The organism is Limnohabitans sp., from assembly GCF_044361645.1.
Taxonomy (GTDB): Bacteria; Pseudomonadota; Gammaproteobacteria; order Burkholderiales; family Burkholderiaceae_C; genus Limnohabitans_A.
Window position 1 is genome coordinate 1 of sequence record NZ_JBIKIL010000087.1, and the last position, 15,724, is coordinate 15,724.

Genomic DNA, 15,724 nt, shown 5'->3' on the forward strand with positions numbered 1-15,724 from the left:
ACCTGGTGCTGATCCTGGGGGTGGTGATCGTGGCCTTCCCGCTGTACCTGACTTTTGTGGCCTCGACCCAAAGCGCCACCGAGATCGCCCAATCGGTGCCCATGTCCATGTGGCCCGGCAGCCACGCCCTGGAGACCTACAAAACCGCCTTGTTTGGCGGCGAAACCAGCGCTGGCAGCCGCATCCCCGCGGCAGCGCCCATGATGTGGGTCAGCCTGGTCAGTGCGCTGATCATTGCCATTGGCAAGATCGCCATTTCTTTGTTGTCGGCTTTTGCCATCGTGTATTTCCGCTTCCCCTTGCGCAATCTGGTGTTCTGGATGATTTTTGTCACCCTGATGCTGCCCGTTGAAGTGCGCATTGGCCCCACCTACGAAGTGGTGGCCAACCTGGGCATGCTCAACAGCTATGCGGGCTTGACGGTGCCGCTGATCGCCTCGGCCACGGCCACCTTTTTGTTCCGACAATTCTTTTTGACAGTGCCGGATGAACTGGTCGAAGCCGCGCGCATGGACGGCGCAGGGCCGATGCGCTTTTTCATCGACATCTTGCTGCCACTCACGCGCACCTCGATCGCGGCGCTGTTCGTGATCCAGTTCATTTATGGCTGGAACCAATACCTGTGGCCACTTCTGGTGACCACCAACGAAGACATGTACCCGGTGGTCATGGGCATCAAACGCCTGATCGCAGGCGATGCCTACACCGAATGGAACGTGGTCATGGCCACGGCCATCTTGGCCATGCTGCCCCCGGCGCTGGTCGTCATCCTGATGCAAAAATGGTTCGTCAAAGGCCTGGTCGATACAGAAAAATAAATAAGCCGGGGACAGACCGCTGCGAAGCGGCGCTCTGTCCTCGTCAAATTAAGAAACCCGGGGACAGACCGCTGCGAAGCGGCGCTCTGTCCTCGTCAAATTAGCAAACCCGGGGACAGACCGCTGCGAAGCGGCGCTCTGTCCCCGTCTGATCAAAAAACACATGGCTGCTATCACCCTTTCTCACATCCTCAAAACCTACGGTGCAGGCGACAAAGCCAACACCGTCATCCACGACCTGAGCGCTCAAATCGCACACGGTGAATTTGTCGTGATCGTCGGCCCCTCGGGTTGTGGCAAATCCACCCTGCTGCGCATGGTGGCGGGCCTCGAAGACATCACGGGCGGCACCATTGCCATTGGTGAACGGGTCGTCAACGAGCTGGAGCCCGCCGAGCGCGACATCGCCATGGTGTTCCAGAACTACGCGCTGTACCCGCATATGAGCGTGTTCGACAACATGGCCTATGGCCTGAAGATCGCCAAAGTGCCGGTGGCCGAAATCAAGGCCCGGGTGGACAAGGCTGCGGGCATCCTCGAATTGAGCCAGCTGCTGCAGCGCAAGCCGCGCGAACTGTCGGGTGGCCAACGCCAACGCGTGGCCATGGGCCGTGCCATCGTGCGCCAGCCGCAGGTGTTTTTGTTTGACGAGCCGCTGTCGAATCTGGACGCCAAGCTGCGCGCCCAAACCCGGCTCGAGATTCAAAAACTGCACCGCGAATTGGGCATCACCAGCTTGTTTGTCACGCACGACCAGGTCGAGGCCATGACCCTGGCCCAGCGCATGATCGTGATGAATGGCGGCCGCATGGAACAGTTCGGCACACCCGAAGAGGTCTACAACCGCCCGGCCAGCACCTTTGTGGCCAGCTTCATGGGCTCGCCCCCGATGAACCTGCTCCAACATGCGCCAGACAGCCCAGCAGGCCGCATCCTGGGCATTCGCCCCGAGCACATGGACATCACGCCCAGCGGCTGGCCTTTGCAGGTAGAAACCGTGGAGCTGCTGGGGGCCGAGCGCTTGGTACACGCCCGTTTGGGCACCGAAAGCCTGACGCTGCGCCTGGACGCATCGCTGCCTGCCCCTGCAACAGGCGAGTCCTTTTGCATCACCCCCCGCGCAGTCAAACTGCACTGGTTTGACGCCCAAACCGGCCAACGCCTCAGCACCGCATGAAACCCGACAACGCCACCTCCGCGAGCGCCCTGCCCGACTGGCCTTACCCGATATGGATCGCGCACCGGGGCGCAGGCAAGCTCGCCCCGGAAAACACCCTGGCCGCCTTCCGGCTGGGCGCGGCGCACGGCTACCGCATGTTCGAGTGCGACGCCAAGCTCAGCGCCGACGGCGTGGTGTTTTTGATGCACGACGCCACACTGGAGCGCACCACGAGCGGCCAAGGCATCGGCGGCGATCTGCCCTGGCATGCCCTGTCGCAACTGGACGCGGGCAGCTGGCACTCGCGCGCCTACGCGGGCGAGACCCTGCCCACGCTCACAGCGCTGGCACGGTTTTGCCAAGCCAACGGCCACCTGCTGAACATCGAAATCAAGCCCACCCCGGGCACCGAGGCCGCCACGGGCGAGGCTGTGGCCCGTCTGGCCGCCCGTCTGTGGGCCAAGGCTGCCGTGCCACCGCTCTTGACCTCTTTCCAACCCGAGGCCTTGGCAGCGGCTCAGCAAACAGCCCCCGAATTGCCACGCGGCTTGCTGGTTGACACGCTGTGGGAGGCTTGGTTTGAGAAAGCTCAAGATCTCGGCTGCGTGGCCGTGGTGGCCCACTACGCCCTGTGGGACGCAGCCAACGTGGCCCGCGTGCACAGCGCGGGCATGCGCTGCCTGAGCTACACCGTCAACGACGACTGGGCCGCCCAGCACCTGCTGGCTTTGGGCACCGACGGCATCATCACCGACCGGGTGGACCTGTTCAGCCCCAGTTGACGCCCGGGACTGGCCAGCACAGAGGGCTTACTTGGTCACCCAGCCGCGTTGCATCAGCCACTCGGCCGTAGCCGCCACCAAGACCAAGGCAATGTAAGTGCTCATCTTGCCGTCTTGACCATGCAGCCACAGCCCGCCCACCAACACCGCCAGCCCGCACAGGGCTTGCACCCCCATGCGGCGGCGCAGGCTGCTCCGGGCCGGCCCCTTGATCCAGCGCCCAGCAAAAGGCATGAACAAAGCCATGGCCAAAGCGGGCAGCAGAAAATTGAAGAGGTGACCTACCAATTGCCAAAACGTCATGAAAGCTCGGTGTGCAGGGTTTGGGCCGCCTCTGCCGATGGCCCCGATGCTGAAATTGTGCCTGCAAAACCACAAGCAAAGACATTCAGCGCAATAGACGCTCAACAAGCCCCCGAAGTGTCAAGCGAAGTTGACAGGTCATGCCTATAATGCCCCTCATGGCCGTATGGACCCTGGGTTTGAACCACACCACTGCACCGCTGGATTTGCGCGGGCGGTTCGCGTTCGCCGTAGACAAACTGGTTCCCACCCTGCAAGGCTTGCGCCAAGACCTGTCCCAACGCATTTCGCAAGAGCCCGAAGCGGCCATTCTTTCGACCTGCAACCGCACCGAAATTTATTGCGCTGCCGACCAAGCCGCCACCAACGACACTTTGCGCTGGCTCGCCCAAACCGGCGGCGTCAGCGCCTCAGAGTTGCACGCCCACACCTATTTGCTAGAGGGCAACGAAGCCGCGCGTCACGCCTTTCGTGTGGCCAGTGGCCTGGACTCCATGGTGCTGGGCGAGGCCCAAATTTTGGGTCAACTCAAAGACGCTGTGCGCGCCGCCGAACAAGCCGGTGCCTTGGGCAGCACCCTGAACCAACTTTTCCAGCGCAGCTTTGCCGTGGCCAAAGAGGTGCGCAGTTCCACCGAGATCGGCGCCCATTCCATCAGCATGGCGGCCGCTTCGGTGCGACTGGCCAGCCAGCTCTTTGAAGACCTCAAGGACATCCGCATTCTCTTTGTTGGCGCTGGCGAAATGAACGAGTTGGTGGCCACCCACTTTGCAGCCAAGCAGCCCAAAGGCATGGCGATCGCCAACCGCAGTCTGGACCGCGCCGAATTGCTGGCCCACCGGTTCGGGGCCGAGGTCATGCCCTTGGCCGACTTGCCAGATCGCCTGCACGAATTCGATGCCGTCATCAGCTGCACCGCCAGCACTTTGCCCCTGATCGGTCTGGGTGCGGTCGAGCGGGCCCTGAAAAAACGCAAGTACCGCCCCATGTTCATGGTCGATTTGGCCGTGCCCAGAGACATTGAACCCGAAGTCAAGTCGCTCCAAGACGTCTACCTCTACACCGTGGACGACCTGGCCAGCGTGGTTCAAACCGGCCAAGCCCACCGCCAAGCGGCCGTGGCCGAAGCCGAGGTCATCATCGATGCGGGCGTGCAAAGCTTCATGCACTGGATGGGTCAACGCGGCACCGTGCCCTTGATTCAGCAATTGCAAAACCAAGCCGATGTTTGGCGCGAAGCCGAACTGGCCCGTGCCCGCAAACTGTTGGCCCGGGGCGACGACCCGATCGCCGTGATGGAAGCCTTGTCCAAGGGCCTGACCCAAAAAATGCTGCACGGTGCCTTGGCCGAGCTGCGCGGCGCACCGCCAGAACAGCGGGAGCAAAGCATGCAAACCGTGCAACGCGTTTTCCTGCGCAAAGAGCGCTAGCGACGCCTGTCTTGAGCCGTGGCCTTGGCGCCGAACCGGCTTCTTGGCATCCCCACCAGACCCCCTTGTCTTTGCTCGCAGCCGACGAGCCCCAGCGAAGCACCGCCCCCGATCAGACCGCCCCCATGAAACCCTTTTTGATCCAACAACTCGAACGCTACGCTTTGCGCTTGACCGAGCTGGACTTTTTGTTGTCCCGTGAAGACATCATGGCCGACATGGCGCAGTTCCTGAAACTCTCGCGTGAGCATGCCCAGGTCAGCGCCGTGGCCTCGCGCTTTGCCCGCTTTCAGCAGCGCAATGCCGATCTGGCCGCTGCCCAAACCATGCTGGACGACGAAGACCTGCGCGAAATGGCCGAAGAAGAAGTGGCCAGCGCCAGCGCCGAGCTGCACACGCTGCAAGCCGAGCTGCAGCGCATGCTGCTGCCCCAAGACCCCGACGATGCCCGCCCCGCGTTTGTTGAAATCCGCGCGGGCACCGGCGGCGATGAGTCGGCCCTGTTCGCAGGCGACTTGCTGCGCATGTACACGCGCTTTGCCGAAAGCCAAGGCTGGCGTTGCGAGATCGTGTCTGAATCGGTGAGCGAGCTGGGCGGCTACAAGGAAGTGGTGGTGCGCATCGAAGGTGACCACGTGTATGGCGCGCTCAAGTTCGAGTCGGGCGGTCACCGGGTGCAGCGCGTGCCCGCCACCGAGACGCAAGGTCGCATCCACACCAGCGCCTGCACTGTGGCGGTGCTGGCCGAACCCGACGAAGCCGAAGCCATCCAAATCAACCCGGCCGATTTGCGCATCGACACCTACCGCGCCAGCGGGGCGGGCGGGCAGCACATCAACAAGACCGACTCGGCGGTGCGCATCACCCACTTGCCCACCGGCATCGTGGCCGAATGCCAAGACGGCCGCAGCCAGCACGGCAACAAGGCGCAGGCGCTGAAGGTGCTGACCGCCCGCATTCAAGAAAAAGACCGGGCTGAACGCGCCGCCAAAGACGCCGCCGAACGCAAAAGCCTGATCGGCAGCGGCGAGCGCAGTGACCGCATCCGCACCTACAACTTTCCGCAAGGGCGCCTGAGTGACCACCGCATCAACCTCACGCTGTACAAGCTGCTGAGCATCATGGAAGGCGATTTGAAAGACGTGATCGATGCCCTGCAGGCCTATGAAGCGGCAGCGCAATTGGCAGCGCTGGAAATCGGGGCCACTGCCTGATGGCCCCGCACGCCAGCCCTAGCTTGGCGCAATGCCTGCACCAAGCCCAAAGCCAAGGTTTGGCCCGCGTGGACGCACAAATCCTCTTGCTTCACGCCCTGGCGCGCCCGCTGCATGAGCGCGCCTGGCTGCTGGCCCACGACACCGATCTGTTGACCGCGATGCAACAACAGACATGGGCGCTCGCCGTGCAACGCCGCCTGCAAGGCGAACCGGTGGCCTACATCACCGGGCGCAAAGACTTTTTTGGCCTCACACTCAACGTGGACGCCCGCGTGCTGGACCCGCGCCCCGACACGGAAACCCTGGTCGAATGGGCGCTGGAACTGCTTGCTGCGGATCAACCAGCACGCGTGCTCGACCTGGGCACCGGCAGCGGCGCTGTGGCGCTGGCCCTGCAGCACCAGCGCCCAGCTGCACAGGTGACGGCGGTGGACGCCAGCGCCGATGCCTTGGCCGTGGCCAGCGCCAACGCCCAGCGCCTGAACTTGCCCGTGAATTGCGTGCTGAGCCACTGGATGGACGCCGTGCCGGGCCCGTTTGAGCTGATCGTCTCCAACCCGCCCTATGTGGCCGAAGGCGACCCGCACCTGACTGCCTTGACGCATGAACCCTTGAGCGCGCTGACCAGTGGTGCCGATGGCCTGGATGACATCCGCCAGATCATCGCCCAAGCCCCCAGCCGCCTGGCCCCGGGCGGCTGGCTGCTGCTGGAACACGGCTGGGACCAGTCTGCCCCGGTACAGGCCTTGCTGCGCGAAGCCGGTTTTGCACAGGTGCAGTCGCGCCGCGATTTGGGCGGCATCGAGCGCTGCACAGGCGCGGTCATGCCGAAGTGACAGCAACATCCCTGTGAAAATGGCAGACTTTCAATCAGAGACATAATTCACACCATCCGACACCGACCCCATTTGGAGCAACAACATGAGCGACACCCAACAACGCATCGACGAACTCGTCAAAGGCAACGAGATCACCCTGTTCATGAAAGGCAACGCCAACTTCCCCATGTGCGGTTTTTCGGGGCGCGCCATCCAACTGCTCAAGGCATGTGGCGTGGACCCCAAGACAGTCAAGACCGTGAACGTGCTGGACGACGCCGAAATCCGCCAAGGCATCAAGGATTACAGCAACTGGCCCACCATCCCCCAGCTCTACGTCAAGGGTGAGTTCGTCGGAGGCTCGGACATCATGATGGAAATGTACGAGTCGGGCGAGTTGCAACAGGTCATCAACGGCCAGGCCTGATCGGGTTTTGCGTTCCCAAAAAAGCCGCCTGAGGGTGGCTTTTTTTGCGGCCCTTCGGCTTCAGTGGCCCGAATCTGAAATTCGCCACCAGTCTGGCAATTTGAACCGTTCCAAATTGCGGTTGGCCTGAAACAGCAATGCGGCGCCCACCAGCATCAGCAGCAAATCGTGGCCCATGTGGCGCAGCGCCCAAAACTGCCTGCCGCTGTCGGTCAGCATCCAGATGAAGCCAGAGATCACCAGCAGCAGCCCCACCCCATCTCGCCAACGCCGCCAGTGCAGCGAACGCACCCACACCGCCATGGCGGTGGCCACCAGCAACTCCACCGCCCACCAGCGATACACCTGCCCCAGATTCTGCAAACCGTCTTGCAATGAACCGCCCAAACCAAAATCCACCAGCAAGCCCACCAATGCAAGTGGGACCAACAGACTGAGTACGAAACGCAGGCTGGCGCTCCAGATTTCGTAAGCCCGGTACTGGCGCACGCGCAAACGCGGCATCAGTTCCCAGCGCCAGTGGTGGCGATCCGAGCGTAGCAAGCCAATCATGATCAGCAAACAAGTAAACAACCTGAATCCAGGCGCTGAGTCCGACCATGACCAAGACTGAAAAATGGATTGAGTCAAGGGTATCGAAGCAACACCCAGCATCTCGGCCCCACCCACCCACCGTCCTCGCCCACGCCAATAAGACCACAACCGTGCCCACCCGTCCCACAGCCGCACAACATGTGCTTCGACACCTAGGGCAGGTTCGCCCAAACGCAGCATCCTGTGCATCAGGGCCCACAGTCCGCTCAAAGAGAACAGCAAGCAGAACAGGGGCAACCACCAGCCTTGGTCTTTCCCCCAATACTGCCAAACCAACCAAGAACTCACCCATGCGAACATGGACAAGGGGTACATCAGCCACGGCCAAGGCACCCATCGGGACCCATGGCCCATCCTGGCCAAACCCGCCAGTCCATACAGCGGCCAGCCCACCATGGACAGCCCCACCAGCGCACATCCCTGTTGCAACGTGAACCCACTCAAGGGGGCGATACAAAGCACGGTCAAACAAAAAAAGACCGCCCAAAACATTAGCATCTGAAAATGCCCAAACACCCATCGCTGCACATGCACAGATGGCACCCTCATACGCAGCAGACGAAGCCTCTGTTGCTGAAAGTCATTGTCCGCAACCAGCATAGCCACCATGCTCGCGCCGCTTCCCCAGGCAGCATCTATCCAAACACTGCTCAAGGTCCCCTGAATTGCATGCGCCGCATAGGCCACGAACATGAACAGTCCGTTGAAAACAATCGGATATAGCAAATTGAATGCGCCATATTGCTGAGACGGTCTGCGCTGGATCAGGGCTTTCATGCGTTGAGCCCCTCAAACAGGTCTTCCAGGTTCATGGCTTCACCTTGCATTCCGGGCGGTGCCCGGCGAAGGTCCACGATCCAGCGGCCATCGGCTGTTTGTGCCAGCACGCAGTCTGGCGGAGGAACCACCGGCCCCTGCACGCATCGCACCTGTTCGGCCAGCACATCCCAGGCGTCCATGAGCTGAATCTGGCCTTGCCGCATGAACGCCACATGGCTGACCACCCGCTCCAGATCGCTGAGCAAGTGGCTGCTGATGATCACGGTGCGTGGGTCTTCGCGCTCCACCCGATCAAACAAGGCGCGCATGAAGGCGCGCCGTGCGACCGGGTCCAGGCTGGCCACCGGCTCGTCAAGCAGCAGCCAGTCGGGGTCGTGGCCCAGGGCGAGCACAAGGGCGAGCTTTTGCTGATCGCCCAGCGAGAGTGCTCGGGCGGGGGTGAGCAAGGGCAGATCCAGTTGCGCAGCGAGCGCCCTGGCTCGGTCATGCTGCCAGTCGCGGTACATGGTGCCGATTTGCTCAAAATGCTGCTCGCCCGTCAGCCAATCAAAGAGGTCTGGCGTTTGCGCCACCACCCCCAGGCGTTCACGCACCTCATCGGCCAGGTCCTCACTCGGGTAGCCGCCGATGCGGCAGCTGCCCTGCGTGGGCCTGACCAAGCCGGTCAGGCAGCGCATCAGGGTGCTTTTGCCGACACCATTGCGCCCCACCAGCCCGAGCACCGCCCCCTCGGGTACGGCCAGGTTCAGCTGGTTCAGGATGGTTTTGCGCTGGTAAGTGAGCTGCAGGTCGCGGGCTTCGATGGCAATGCGGGTCATGGTCTCTCCCTGTCTGCGGTGTTGTCGACTGTCTGGTCAATGAGCCGGTGCAGCGCCTCGGGTGGCAGACCGAGTTCGGCAGCCTGTCGCACCAAGGCCTGCAGCAAAGGGGCCAGCAGGCGCTCCGGGTCGACCGCGCTGCGCGCCCCCTGCCCTGCCACCACCATGCCCATGCCACGGCGGCGCTCCAGCAGGCCTTCGCTCTCGAGCAGGCTGTAAGCCTTTGAAACTGTCATGGGGTTGATCGCGTGCTGCTGCGCCAGGGCGCGCACGCTGGGCAGCTCCATGCCTGGGCGCAGCTGCCCACCGGCCATCTGGCGACGCACCTGATCGACGATCTGGCGGTAGATCGGCGTTGGGTCACTGGGGGCGATGCTGAAGTTCATGTGCATTGGTGTATTATTTCAATAATACACACAAACAAAACTTCAATCTATTTTTTTAATTCCAAAGTATTTTTTTTAATCTTCGGCATGCAACCACCCGCGCTGCGCCGCTTGAACGGCCTGCGGATAGGCGCTTTGCCCTCGACTGCCGTTGTAACGGCCCAGCGCCATGAAGGTGTCGCCGCGTTCGCGGTCCAGGTAGTGGCGCAGGATCACGCAGCCAAAGCGCAGGTTGGTCTGCATGTGGAACAAACGGCTGTCGTCGCCGTCGCCAATCAAGCGCGCCCAAAATGGCATGACCTGCATGTAGCCGCGCGCCCCGGCGCTGGAAATGGCGTATTTGCGAAAGGCGCTTTCGACCTGCACCACGCCCAGCACCAGCGACAGGGGCAGGCCTGCTCTGCGGGCTTCGTACCAGAGGGTTTGCAAGAACTCTTGACGCTCGGTGGGGTGTTTTTTGTAGCGCGTCAACCGTTGGCTGCTCGCCGTTTGCCACTGCGCATAGGCCTGCTGATCAGCGGCGGTGGTCAGCAGGGGCTCAGGGGGAGCCGCCGCCGCCACGGCCGCGCTCAGGGCCGAACGCACAGCGTGCGACAACGGCTCTTCGATTTGCCGCCCGGCATGCACCAGCCAGGCGGGCAAAAGAGTCCCACACAGACTGAGCAAACAAGCCCGGCGGCTGGGCAAGACCGGGCGCGTCATGGGTCAAGGCCGTGCGACTCAGGGGGCCAAACGCCCTTGAAGGTGGCCCAGAATGTCGGCCACAGCCACTTTGCTGGCCTCGGCATCGCGCCGGTGTTGGTATTCGACCAAACCGTCTTTCAGACCCTTGTCCCCCACCGTGATGCGGTGCGGCACACCGATCAACTCCCAGTCGGCGAACATGGCGCCCGGGCGCTCGCCGCGGTCGTCCAGGATCACGTCCACACCTTGTCCCAACAAGGCCGCGTAAATGCGTTCGGCTTCAAGCTTGACGGCTTCGCTGCGGTCCATGCCAATGGGGCAAATCACCACGGTGAACGGCGCAATCGCGTCGGGCCAGATGATGCCGCGCTCGTCGTGGTTTTGTTCGATGGCGGCAGCGGGCAGGCGCGTGATGCCAATGCCGTAACAACCCATTTCCAAAAACTGCGGCTTGCCGGTTTCATCCAAAAAAGTCGCGTTCATGGTCTTAGAGTATTTGGTGCCCAGATAGAACACTTGGCCCACTTCGATGCCGCGCTCGATCGCCAACTCGCCTTGTCCATCGGGGGAGGGGTCGCCCGCCACCACATTGCGGATGTCGGCCACCAAGGCCGGCTCGGGCAGGTCACGGCTCCAGTTCACGCCAGTGATGTGAAAGTCCACCTCGTTGGCACCACAAATCCAATTGGACATCACGGCCACCTCGCGGTCGGCCACCAGGTGCACTGGTTTTTTCAGGTGAAGTGGCCCCAAATAGCCCGGCTTACAACCGAAGTGATCCTCGATCTCGCTCAGGGTGGCGAAGCGGAAACCGCCTTCCATGCCGGGCAGCTTGCCCACCTTGACTTCGTTCATGTCATGGTCACCGCGCAGCAGCAGCAGCCAAACTTGAGACTTCATGATCTCGCCCTGCTCGTTCAGGGTGTCGGTGGCCAACACAAGTGACTTGACGGTGCTGGACAGCGGCACGTTCAGCAAGGCCGCCACGTCTTCGCAGGTGCTTTGACCGGGTGTGGCGGTTTTTGTCAGCGCTTGGCTGGCCGCAGCACGTGGCTGGTTCGGCGCCAAGGCCTCGGCCTTTTCCATGTTGGCGGCGTAAGGGCTGGTCGGGCAATAAACGATGGCGTCTTCGCCCGTCGCGGCAATCACCTGAAACTCTTCGGTCAAATCACCGCCGATGGCCCCGCTGTCAGCCGCCACGGCGCGGTAGGTCAGACCAAAGCGGTCAAAGATGCGGCGGTAAGCAGCGGCCATGACCTGGTAGCTGGCCTTGGCGCTGACCACATCACGGTCAAAGCTGTAGGCGTCTTTCATGGTGAATTCACGCCCGCGCATCAAGCCAAAACGGGGGCGGCGCTCGTCGCGAAATTTGGTTTGAATCTGGTAGAAGTTTTTCGGCAGCTGTTTGTAGCTGCGCAATTCTTGGCGCACCACGTCGGTCACCGCTTCTTCGCTGGTCGGCTGGATCACATAGTCACGCCCATGGCGGTCTTTGATGCGCAGCAACTCCGGGCCCATCTTGTCAAAACGACCGGTCTCTTGCCAAAGCTCGGCCGGTTGCACCACGGGCATGGTCATCTCGATGGCCCCTGCGCGGTTCATCTCTTCACGCACGATGGCCTCGACCTTGCGAATGACCCGCAAGCCCATGGGCATGTAGTTGTAGATGCCTGCGCCCAATTTCTTGATCATGCCCGCTCGGGTCATCAGCTGGTGGCTGACCACCTCGGCGTCAGCGGGGGCTTCTTTGAGGGTGGAAATGAGGAACTGGGAGGCTTTCATCGCGACAGACTAAATAGACAAGGACATCAGGGAAACATCCAAGAGCGCGCGCTGGTGCGGCGTGCATAATGGACTTAATTAAAAAATTTGAGGTTGATTATGCTTGACCGTGAAGGCTTTAGGCCGAACGTCGGCATCATTCTGCTCAACCAGAGAAACCAGGTTTTCTGGGGCAAGCGCATACGTACCCACAGCTGGCAGTTTCCGCAAGGCGGCATTGACCGGGGCGAAAGCCCTGAACAGGCCATGTTCCGTGAATTGCACGAAGAGGTGGGGCTCCAGCCGGAGCATGTGCGCATCGTGGCCCGAACCCGTGACTGGTTGCGTTATGAGGTGCCGGACCGCTTCATCCGACGGGATGCACGCGGCTTTTACAAGGGCCAGAAACAAATCTGGTACTTGCTGCAAATGGTCACGCACGACCACCACCTGAACCTGCGCGCCACCGACCACCCCGAGTTCGACGCTTGGCGCTGGAACGATTACTGGGTGCCACTGGATGTGGTGGTGGAATTCAAGCGCGGAGTGTACGAAATGGCGCTGACCGAATTGGCGCGTTTTCTGCCCCGGCACGACCGGCAAAACCGCTTCCTGCGCAGCGGCGGCCGTGGGCCACGCGAAGGCATGGATTTGGACAGCGGCCACATGGACCTGCAACAACCGGCCCACATGGAGCTGCCTCCAGGTGCCAGCTTCGATCCCAACCCGCAAAGCTGAACGGCACTGCCGCTGCGCGCCGGTGTCTGGCCGCCCAGCAAGTCAGCCCATCACTGGGTCAAGATCATGTTGTCGCGGTGCACCATCTCCGGCTCGGCGGTATAGCCCAACAAAGCCACATACTCGTGCGAGGGTTTGCGGCAAAGCAAACGGGCTTCGGCGCTGGCGTAATTGGCCAAGCCTCTGGCGATTTCTGCACCTTGTTCGTCTTTGATGGCAATCACGTCACCGCGTGAAAAATCGCCCGCCACAGCCGTCATGCCGATCGGCAGCAAGCTCTTGCCCTCGGTCAACACCTTGTGGGCGGCCCCGGCATCCACGCTGACCGAACCGCGCAGCTGCAGGTGGTCGGCCATCCACTGCTTGCGGGCTTGTTGTTTGGCCGTTTGGGCCACCAGCAAGGTGCCCATGTTGTCGCCCTGACAAAGGCGCAGCAGGGCGTCGGGCTCGCGGCCCCAGGCGATCACCGTGGAAGCCCCCGAACCGGCCGCCCGCTTGGCGGCCAAAATTTTGGTGATCATGCCGCCCTTGCCCAGGCTCGAACCCGCGCCACCGGCCATGCTTTCCAAAACCGGGTCACCCGCGCGGGCCTCGTGCACAAAGCTGGCCGCCGGGTCTTTGCGTGGGTCGGCGGTGTACAGGCCTTTTTGGTCGGTCAAGATGACCAACAAATCGGCCTCGATCAAGTTGGCCACCAAGGCGCCCAAGGTGTCGTTGTCGCCAAACTTGATCTCGTCGTTGACCACCGTGTCGTTTTCGTTGATCACAGGCAGCACGCGGTGCTGGAGCAAGGTGAGCAAGGTTGAGCGGGCATTGAGGTAGCGCTCGCGGTCGGCCAAATCCGCGTGCGTGAGCAGCACCTGGGCACTGCCCATGCCGTTTTCGCGCAGCTTGGTTTCATACATCTGCGCCAAACCCATCTGACCTACAGCGGCAGCGGCTTGCAAAGCGGGCACTTCAATCGGGCGGGTGGTCCAGCCCAGGCGCTTCATGCCCTCGGCAATGGCCCCACTGGAGACCATGACCACCTCTTTGCCCTGGGCGCTGAGCAGCGCCATTTGGCGGCACCACTCGCCAATCGCGCCTTCGTCCAGCCCCCGGCCTTCGTTGGTCACCAAGCTGGAGCCCACTTTGACCACGATGCGGCGGGCGTCACGCAACAAGGTGCTTACAGCTGAAGAAGTCATCGAATTAGGGCTGGGGCGTTGAAACAGGGAGCGGCAAGTTCGGTCAAACGCCGACTTAGCCCGCGTCAGCAGGCAGTGACTTAAAGCGTGGATCGTCGGCGTCGGGCTCTTGAGGCTTGTCCTGTTCGGTGAAACGGGGGTCAATGTCCACAATGCCTTGCTCAATGATTTGTTGGGCACGGATGTGCTTGTAAATCTCTTTGATCAGCGGCTCGCAGCCTTCGCGGGTCAAGGCCGAGATCTGGAAGACCGGGCCTTTGTAGCGCATGCGCTTGATGAAGTCTTTGACGCGGGCTTCGCGCTCATCGGCTGGCACCATGTCCAACTTGTTGAGCACCAACCAGCGCGGCTTGTTGTACAGACCGGGGTCGTATTTTTTCAGCTCGGCCACAATGGCCTTGGCCTGCTGGACCGGGTCAACGTTCTCGTCAAAGGGCGCAAAGTCCACCACATGCAGCAACAATCGCGTGCGCTGCAAATGGCGCAAAAACAAATGGCCTAGGCCCGCGCCTTCGGACGCGCCCTCAATCAAGCCCGGCACATCGGCCACCACAAAACTTTGCTCGGGGCCCACACGCACCACGCCCAAATTGGGGTGCAAGGTGGTGAAGGGGTAATCGGCGATTTTGGGGCGGGCATTGGACACGGCCGCGATGAAGGTCGACTTGCCCGCATTGGGCATGCCCAAGAGGCCCACGTCGGCCAGCAATTTCAACTCCAGCTTGAGCTCTTTTTTCTCACCCAACCAGCCCGGTGTTTTTTGGCGTGGCGCACGGTTGATGGCGCTTTTGAAACGCATGTTGCCAAAACCACCGTCACCGCCTTTGGCGATCATGAGGGTCTCGCCCGGCACCAACAGCTCGAACAAAACTTCGCCGGTTTCGGCGTCGGTGATGATGGTGCCCACCGGCATTTTGAGGGTCACGTCGTCGCCCGCAGCGCCAAACATGTCGGAGCCCATGCCGTGCTGACCGCGCTTGGCCTCGTGGCGGCGCGAATAGCGGTAATCGACCAAGGTGTTCAGGTTGATGTCGGCAAAGGCAAACACATGCCCGCCGCGGCCCCCATCGCCGCCGTTGGGACCGCCGAATTCTTTGTATTTTTCATGGCGGAACGAGACGCAGCCGTTCCCGCCGTCACCTGCGCAGATGTCTATATAGGCTTCGTCAACGAACTTCATGAGATTTCCAGTGTAGCCTGAGGCCCCGTGTCCATGCACGGCCGGGCCAGAAAAGCAAAAAGCCCCGGCTTGCGGGGCTCTTCTTCGCCATGGGCGCAACAGGCTTAAACAGCCGGTGTCACGTTGACCATGTGCTTGCTCAGCTCGCCTTTGGTCGAGAACGACACGTGGCCGTCCACCAAGGCAAACAAAGTGTGGTCTTTGCCAATGCCGACGTTGTTGCCGGCATGGAATTTGGTACCACGTTGGCGAACAATGATCGCGCCAGCGCTGATCAATTCACCACCGAAAGCCTTGACGCCGAGCATTTTGGGCTTGGAATCACGACCGTTGCGCGTAGAGCCGCCGCCTTTTTTCTGTGCCATGACCTGTTCTCCTCAGGCAGAGATTGCGCCGACTTGCAGTTCGGTGAACTGCTGGCGGTGACCCTGACGTTTCTGATAGTGCTTGCGACGGCGCATCTTGAAGATGTGCACTTTGTCGTGCTTGCCATGCGACAGCACGGTGACTGTGACCGTGGCGCCGGACACCAGGGGCGTGCCGATCTTGAGTTCAGCGCCGGTACCGACGGCCAAAACTTGATCAATCACGATTTCCTGGCCAACGTCCGCAGCAATCTGTTCTACTTTAATTTTTTCGCCA

At 61.5% G+C, this 15,724-nt stretch carries 18 protein-coding genes; 8 read left to right on the forward strand and 10 right to left on the reverse strand.

Going from position 1 to position 15,724, the window contains the following annotated elements; all coding sequences use genetic code 11:
• The first annotated feature begins 2 nt into the window (after nucleotides 1-2).
• The 3 genes from ugpE to ugpQ all read left to right on the forward strand — a co-directional run bounded on the left by ugpE (nucleotide 3) and on the right by ugpQ (nucleotide 2,759).
• Nucleotides 3-818 carry a sn-glycerol-3-phosphate ABC transporter permease UgpE gene (ugpE, locus tag ACIQ39_RS13390; protein ID WP_396435102.1) on the forward strand — a complete coding sequence of 272 codons (816 nt, stop codon included), beginning with the start codon at nucleotides 3-5 and terminating at the stop codon, nucleotides 816-818.
• Between the two features lie 163 nt (nucleotides 819-981).
• Nucleotides 982-1,995: a sn-glycerol-3-phosphate ABC transporter ATP-binding protein UgpC gene (ugpC, locus tag ACIQ39_RS13395; RefSeq protein ID WP_396435103.1), complete on the forward strand. Its 1,014-nt coding sequence runs from the start codon at nucleotides 982-984 to the stop codon at nucleotides 1,993-1,995.
• A complete protein-coding gene (ugpQ, locus tag ACIQ39_RS13400) occupies nucleotides 1,992-2,759 on the forward strand; it encodes a glycerophosphodiester phosphodiesterase (protein WP_396435104.1) in 768 nt (255 codons plus the stop codon). The genes ugpC and ugpQ overlap by 4 nt, the downstream gene beginning before the upstream one ends.
• Nucleotides 2,760-2,786: 27 nt before the next feature.
• Here ugpQ and ACIQ39_RS13405 read toward each other — a convergent pair whose 3' ends face one another.
• A complete protein-coding gene (locus tag ACIQ39_RS13405; RefSeq protein WP_396435105.1) occupies nucleotides 2,787-3,062 on the reverse strand; it encodes a hypothetical protein in 276 nt (91 codons plus the stop codon).
• 158 nt (nucleotides 3,063-3,220) lie between these two features.
• Between ACIQ39_RS13405 and hemA the strand changes: the two genes are divergently transcribed.
• The 4 genes from hemA (at nucleotide 3,221) to grxD (ending at nucleotide 6,954) form a co-directional block, all read left to right on the forward strand.
• The gene (hemA, locus tag ACIQ39_RS13410; protein ID WP_396435106.1) at nucleotides 3,221-4,492 is read left to right on the forward strand and encodes a glutamyl-tRNA reductase; all 1,272 of its coding nucleotides are present in this window, start codon (nucleotides 3,221-3,223) and stop codon (nucleotides 4,490-4,492) included.
• Between the two features lie 125 nt (nucleotides 4,493-4,617).
• The gene (prfA, locus tag ACIQ39_RS13415; protein WP_396435107.1) at nucleotides 4,618-5,706 is read left to right on the forward strand and encodes a peptide chain release factor 1; all 1,089 of its coding nucleotides are present in this window, start codon (nucleotides 4,618-4,620) and stop codon (nucleotides 5,704-5,706) included.
• Complete coding sequence (gene prmC, locus ACIQ39_RS13420; protein WP_396435108.1) at nucleotides 5,706-6,545, forward strand: peptide chain release factor N(5)-glutamine methyltransferase; 840 nt, start codon at nucleotides 5,706-5,708, stop codon at nucleotides 6,543-6,545. The genes prfA and prmC overlap by 1 nt, the downstream gene beginning before the upstream one ends.
• Nucleotides 6,546-6,630: 85 nt before the next feature.
• A complete protein-coding gene (gene grxD, locus ACIQ39_RS13425; RefSeq protein ID WP_396435109.1) occupies nucleotides 6,631-6,954 on the forward strand; it encodes a Grx4 family monothiol glutaredoxin in 324 nt (107 codons plus the stop codon).
• A gap of 60 nt (nucleotides 6,955-7,014) precedes the next feature.
• On the opposite strand, the gene ACIQ39_RS13430 is transcribed toward grxD, so the two are convergent.
• The 5 genes from ACIQ39_RS13430 to ACIQ39_RS13450 form a co-directional block, all read right to left on the reverse strand.
• Nucleotides 7,015-7,506 carry a hypothetical protein gene (locus tag ACIQ39_RS13430; RefSeq protein WP_396435110.1) on the reverse strand — a complete coding sequence of 164 codons (492 nt, stop codon included), beginning with the start codon at nucleotides 7,504-7,506 and terminating at the stop codon, nucleotides 7,015-7,017.
• A gap of 815 nt (nucleotides 7,507-8,321) precedes the next feature.
• Nucleotides 8,322-9,146 carry an ABC transporter ATP-binding protein gene (locus ACIQ39_RS13435; protein ID WP_396435111.1) on the reverse strand — a complete coding sequence of 275 codons (825 nt, stop codon included), beginning with the start codon at nucleotides 9,144-9,146 and terminating at the stop codon, nucleotides 8,322-8,324.
• Nucleotides 9,143-9,532 carry a GntR family transcriptional regulator gene (locus tag ACIQ39_RS13440; RefSeq protein ID WP_396435112.1) on the reverse strand — a complete coding sequence of 130 codons (390 nt, stop codon included), beginning with the start codon at nucleotides 9,530-9,532 and terminating at the stop codon, nucleotides 9,143-9,145. The genes ACIQ39_RS13435 and ACIQ39_RS13440 overlap by 4 nt, the downstream gene beginning before the upstream one ends.
• Before the next feature lie 75 nt (nucleotides 9,533-9,607).
• Nucleotides 9,608-10,234: a lytic transglycosylase domain-containing protein gene (locus ACIQ39_RS13445; protein ID WP_396435113.1), complete on the reverse strand. Its 627-nt coding sequence runs from the start codon at nucleotides 10,232-10,234 to the stop codon at nucleotides 9,608-9,610.
• 18 nt (nucleotides 10,235-10,252) lie between these two features.
• On the reverse strand, nucleotides 10,253-11,998 hold the full coding sequence (locus ACIQ39_RS13450; protein WP_396435114.1) for a proline--tRNA ligase: 1,746 nt from the start codon (nucleotides 11,996-11,998) through the stop codon (nucleotides 10,253-10,255).
• A gap of 99 nt (nucleotides 11,999-12,097) precedes the next feature.
• On the opposite strand from ACIQ39_RS13450, the gene ACIQ39_RS13455 reads away from it, so the two are divergent.
• Entirely contained in the window at nucleotides 12,098-12,715 is a 618-nt protein-coding gene (locus ACIQ39_RS13455) for an RNA pyrophosphohydrolase (protein ID WP_396435115.1), read from the forward strand.
• A gap of 50 nt (nucleotides 12,716-12,765) precedes the next feature.
• On the opposite strand, the gene proB is transcribed toward ACIQ39_RS13455, so the two are convergent.
• The 4 genes from proB to rplU all read right to left on the reverse strand — a co-directional run.
• Nucleotides 12,766-13,902, reverse strand: a complete 1,137-nt coding sequence (gene proB, locus ACIQ39_RS13460; RefSeq protein ID WP_396435116.1) for a glutamate 5-kinase — start codon at nucleotides 13,900-13,902, stop codon at nucleotides 12,766-12,768.
• Between the two features lie 55 nt (nucleotides 13,903-13,957).
• Nucleotides 13,958-15,082 carry an Obg family GTPase CgtA gene (cgtA, locus tag ACIQ39_RS13465; protein ID WP_396435117.1) on the reverse strand — a complete coding sequence of 375 codons (1,125 nt, stop codon included), beginning with the start codon at nucleotides 15,080-15,082 and terminating at the stop codon, nucleotides 13,958-13,960.
• A 104-nt stretch (nucleotides 15,083-15,186) separates the two neighbouring features.
• Nucleotides 15,187-15,447: a 50S ribosomal protein L27 gene (rpmA, locus tag ACIQ39_RS13470; protein ID WP_396435118.1), complete on the reverse strand. Its 261-nt coding sequence runs from the start codon at nucleotides 15,445-15,447 to the stop codon at nucleotides 15,187-15,189.
• 12 nt (nucleotides 15,448-15,459) lie between these two features.
• On the reverse strand, nucleotides 15,460-15,724 hold a 265-nt coding region (gene rplU, locus ACIQ39_RS13475; protein WP_396435119.1), incomplete at its 5' end, for a 50S ribosomal protein L21.

What these genes read in the sequence shown, in the direction of transcription:
- hemA (WP_396435106.1), top strand. Translation starts at nt 3,221, where the DNA reads ATGGCCGTATGGACCCTGGGTTTGAACCACACCACTGCACCGCTGGAT.
- ACIQ39_RS13405 (WP_396435105.1), bottom strand. Translation starts at nt 3,062, where the DNA reads ATGACGTTTTGGCAATTGGTAGGTCACCTCTTCAATTTTCTGCTGCCC.
- ACIQ39_RS13435 (WP_396435111.1), bottom strand. Translation starts at nt 9,146, where the DNA reads ATGACCCGCATTGCCATCGAAGCCCGCGACCTGCAGCTCACTTACCAG.
- ACIQ39_RS13430 (WP_396435110.1), bottom strand. Translation starts at nt 7,506, where the DNA reads ATGATTGGCTTGCTACGCTCGGATCGCCACCACTGGCGCTGGGAACTG.
- rpmA (WP_396435118.1), bottom strand. Translation starts at nt 15,447, where the DNA reads ATGGCACAGAAAAAAGGCGGCGGCTCTACGCGCAACGGTCGTGATTCC.
- prmC (WP_396435108.1), top strand. Translation starts at nt 5,706, where the DNA reads ATGGCCCCGCACGCCAGCCCTAGCTTGGCGCAATGCCTGCACCAAGCC.
- ACIQ39_RS13440 (WP_396435112.1), bottom strand. Translation starts at nt 9,532, where the DNA reads ATGAACTTCAGCATCGCCCCCAGTGACCCAACGCCGATCTACCGCCAG.
- prfA (WP_396435107.1), top strand. Translation starts at nt 4,618, where the DNA reads ATGAAACCCTTTTTGATCCAACAACTCGAACGCTACGCTTTGCGCTTG.
- ACIQ39_RS13445 (WP_396435113.1), bottom strand. Translation starts at nt 10,234, where the DNA reads ATGACGCGCCCGGTCTTGCCCAGCCGCCGGGCTTGTTTGCTCAGTCTG.
- proB (WP_396435116.1), bottom strand. Translation starts at nt 13,902, where the DNA reads ATGACTTCTTCAGCTGTAAGCACCTTGTTGCGTGACGCCCGCCGCATC.
- grxD (WP_396435109.1), top strand. Translation starts at nt 6,631, where the DNA reads ATGAGCGACACCCAACAACGCATCGACGAACTCGTCAAAGGCAACGAG.
- ACIQ39_RS13450 (WP_396435114.1), bottom strand. Translation starts at nt 11,998, where the DNA reads ATGAAAGCCTCCCAGTTCCTCATTTCCACCCTCAAAGAAGCCCCCGCT.
- ACIQ39_RS13455 (WP_396435115.1), top strand. Translation starts at nt 12,098, where the DNA reads ATGCTTGACCGTGAAGGCTTTAGGCCGAACGTCGGCATCATTCTGCTC.
- ugpC (WP_396435103.1), top strand. Translation starts at nt 982, where the DNA reads ATGGCTGCTATCACCCTTTCTCACATCCTCAAAACCTACGGTGCAGGC.
- cgtA (WP_396435117.1), bottom strand. Translation starts at nt 15,082, where the DNA reads ATGAAGTTCGTTGACGAAGCCTATATAGACATCTGCGCAGGTGACGGC.
- ugpQ (WP_396435104.1), top strand. Translation starts at nt 1,992, where the DNA reads ATGAAACCCGACAACGCCACCTCCGCGAGCGCCCTGCCCGACTGGCCT.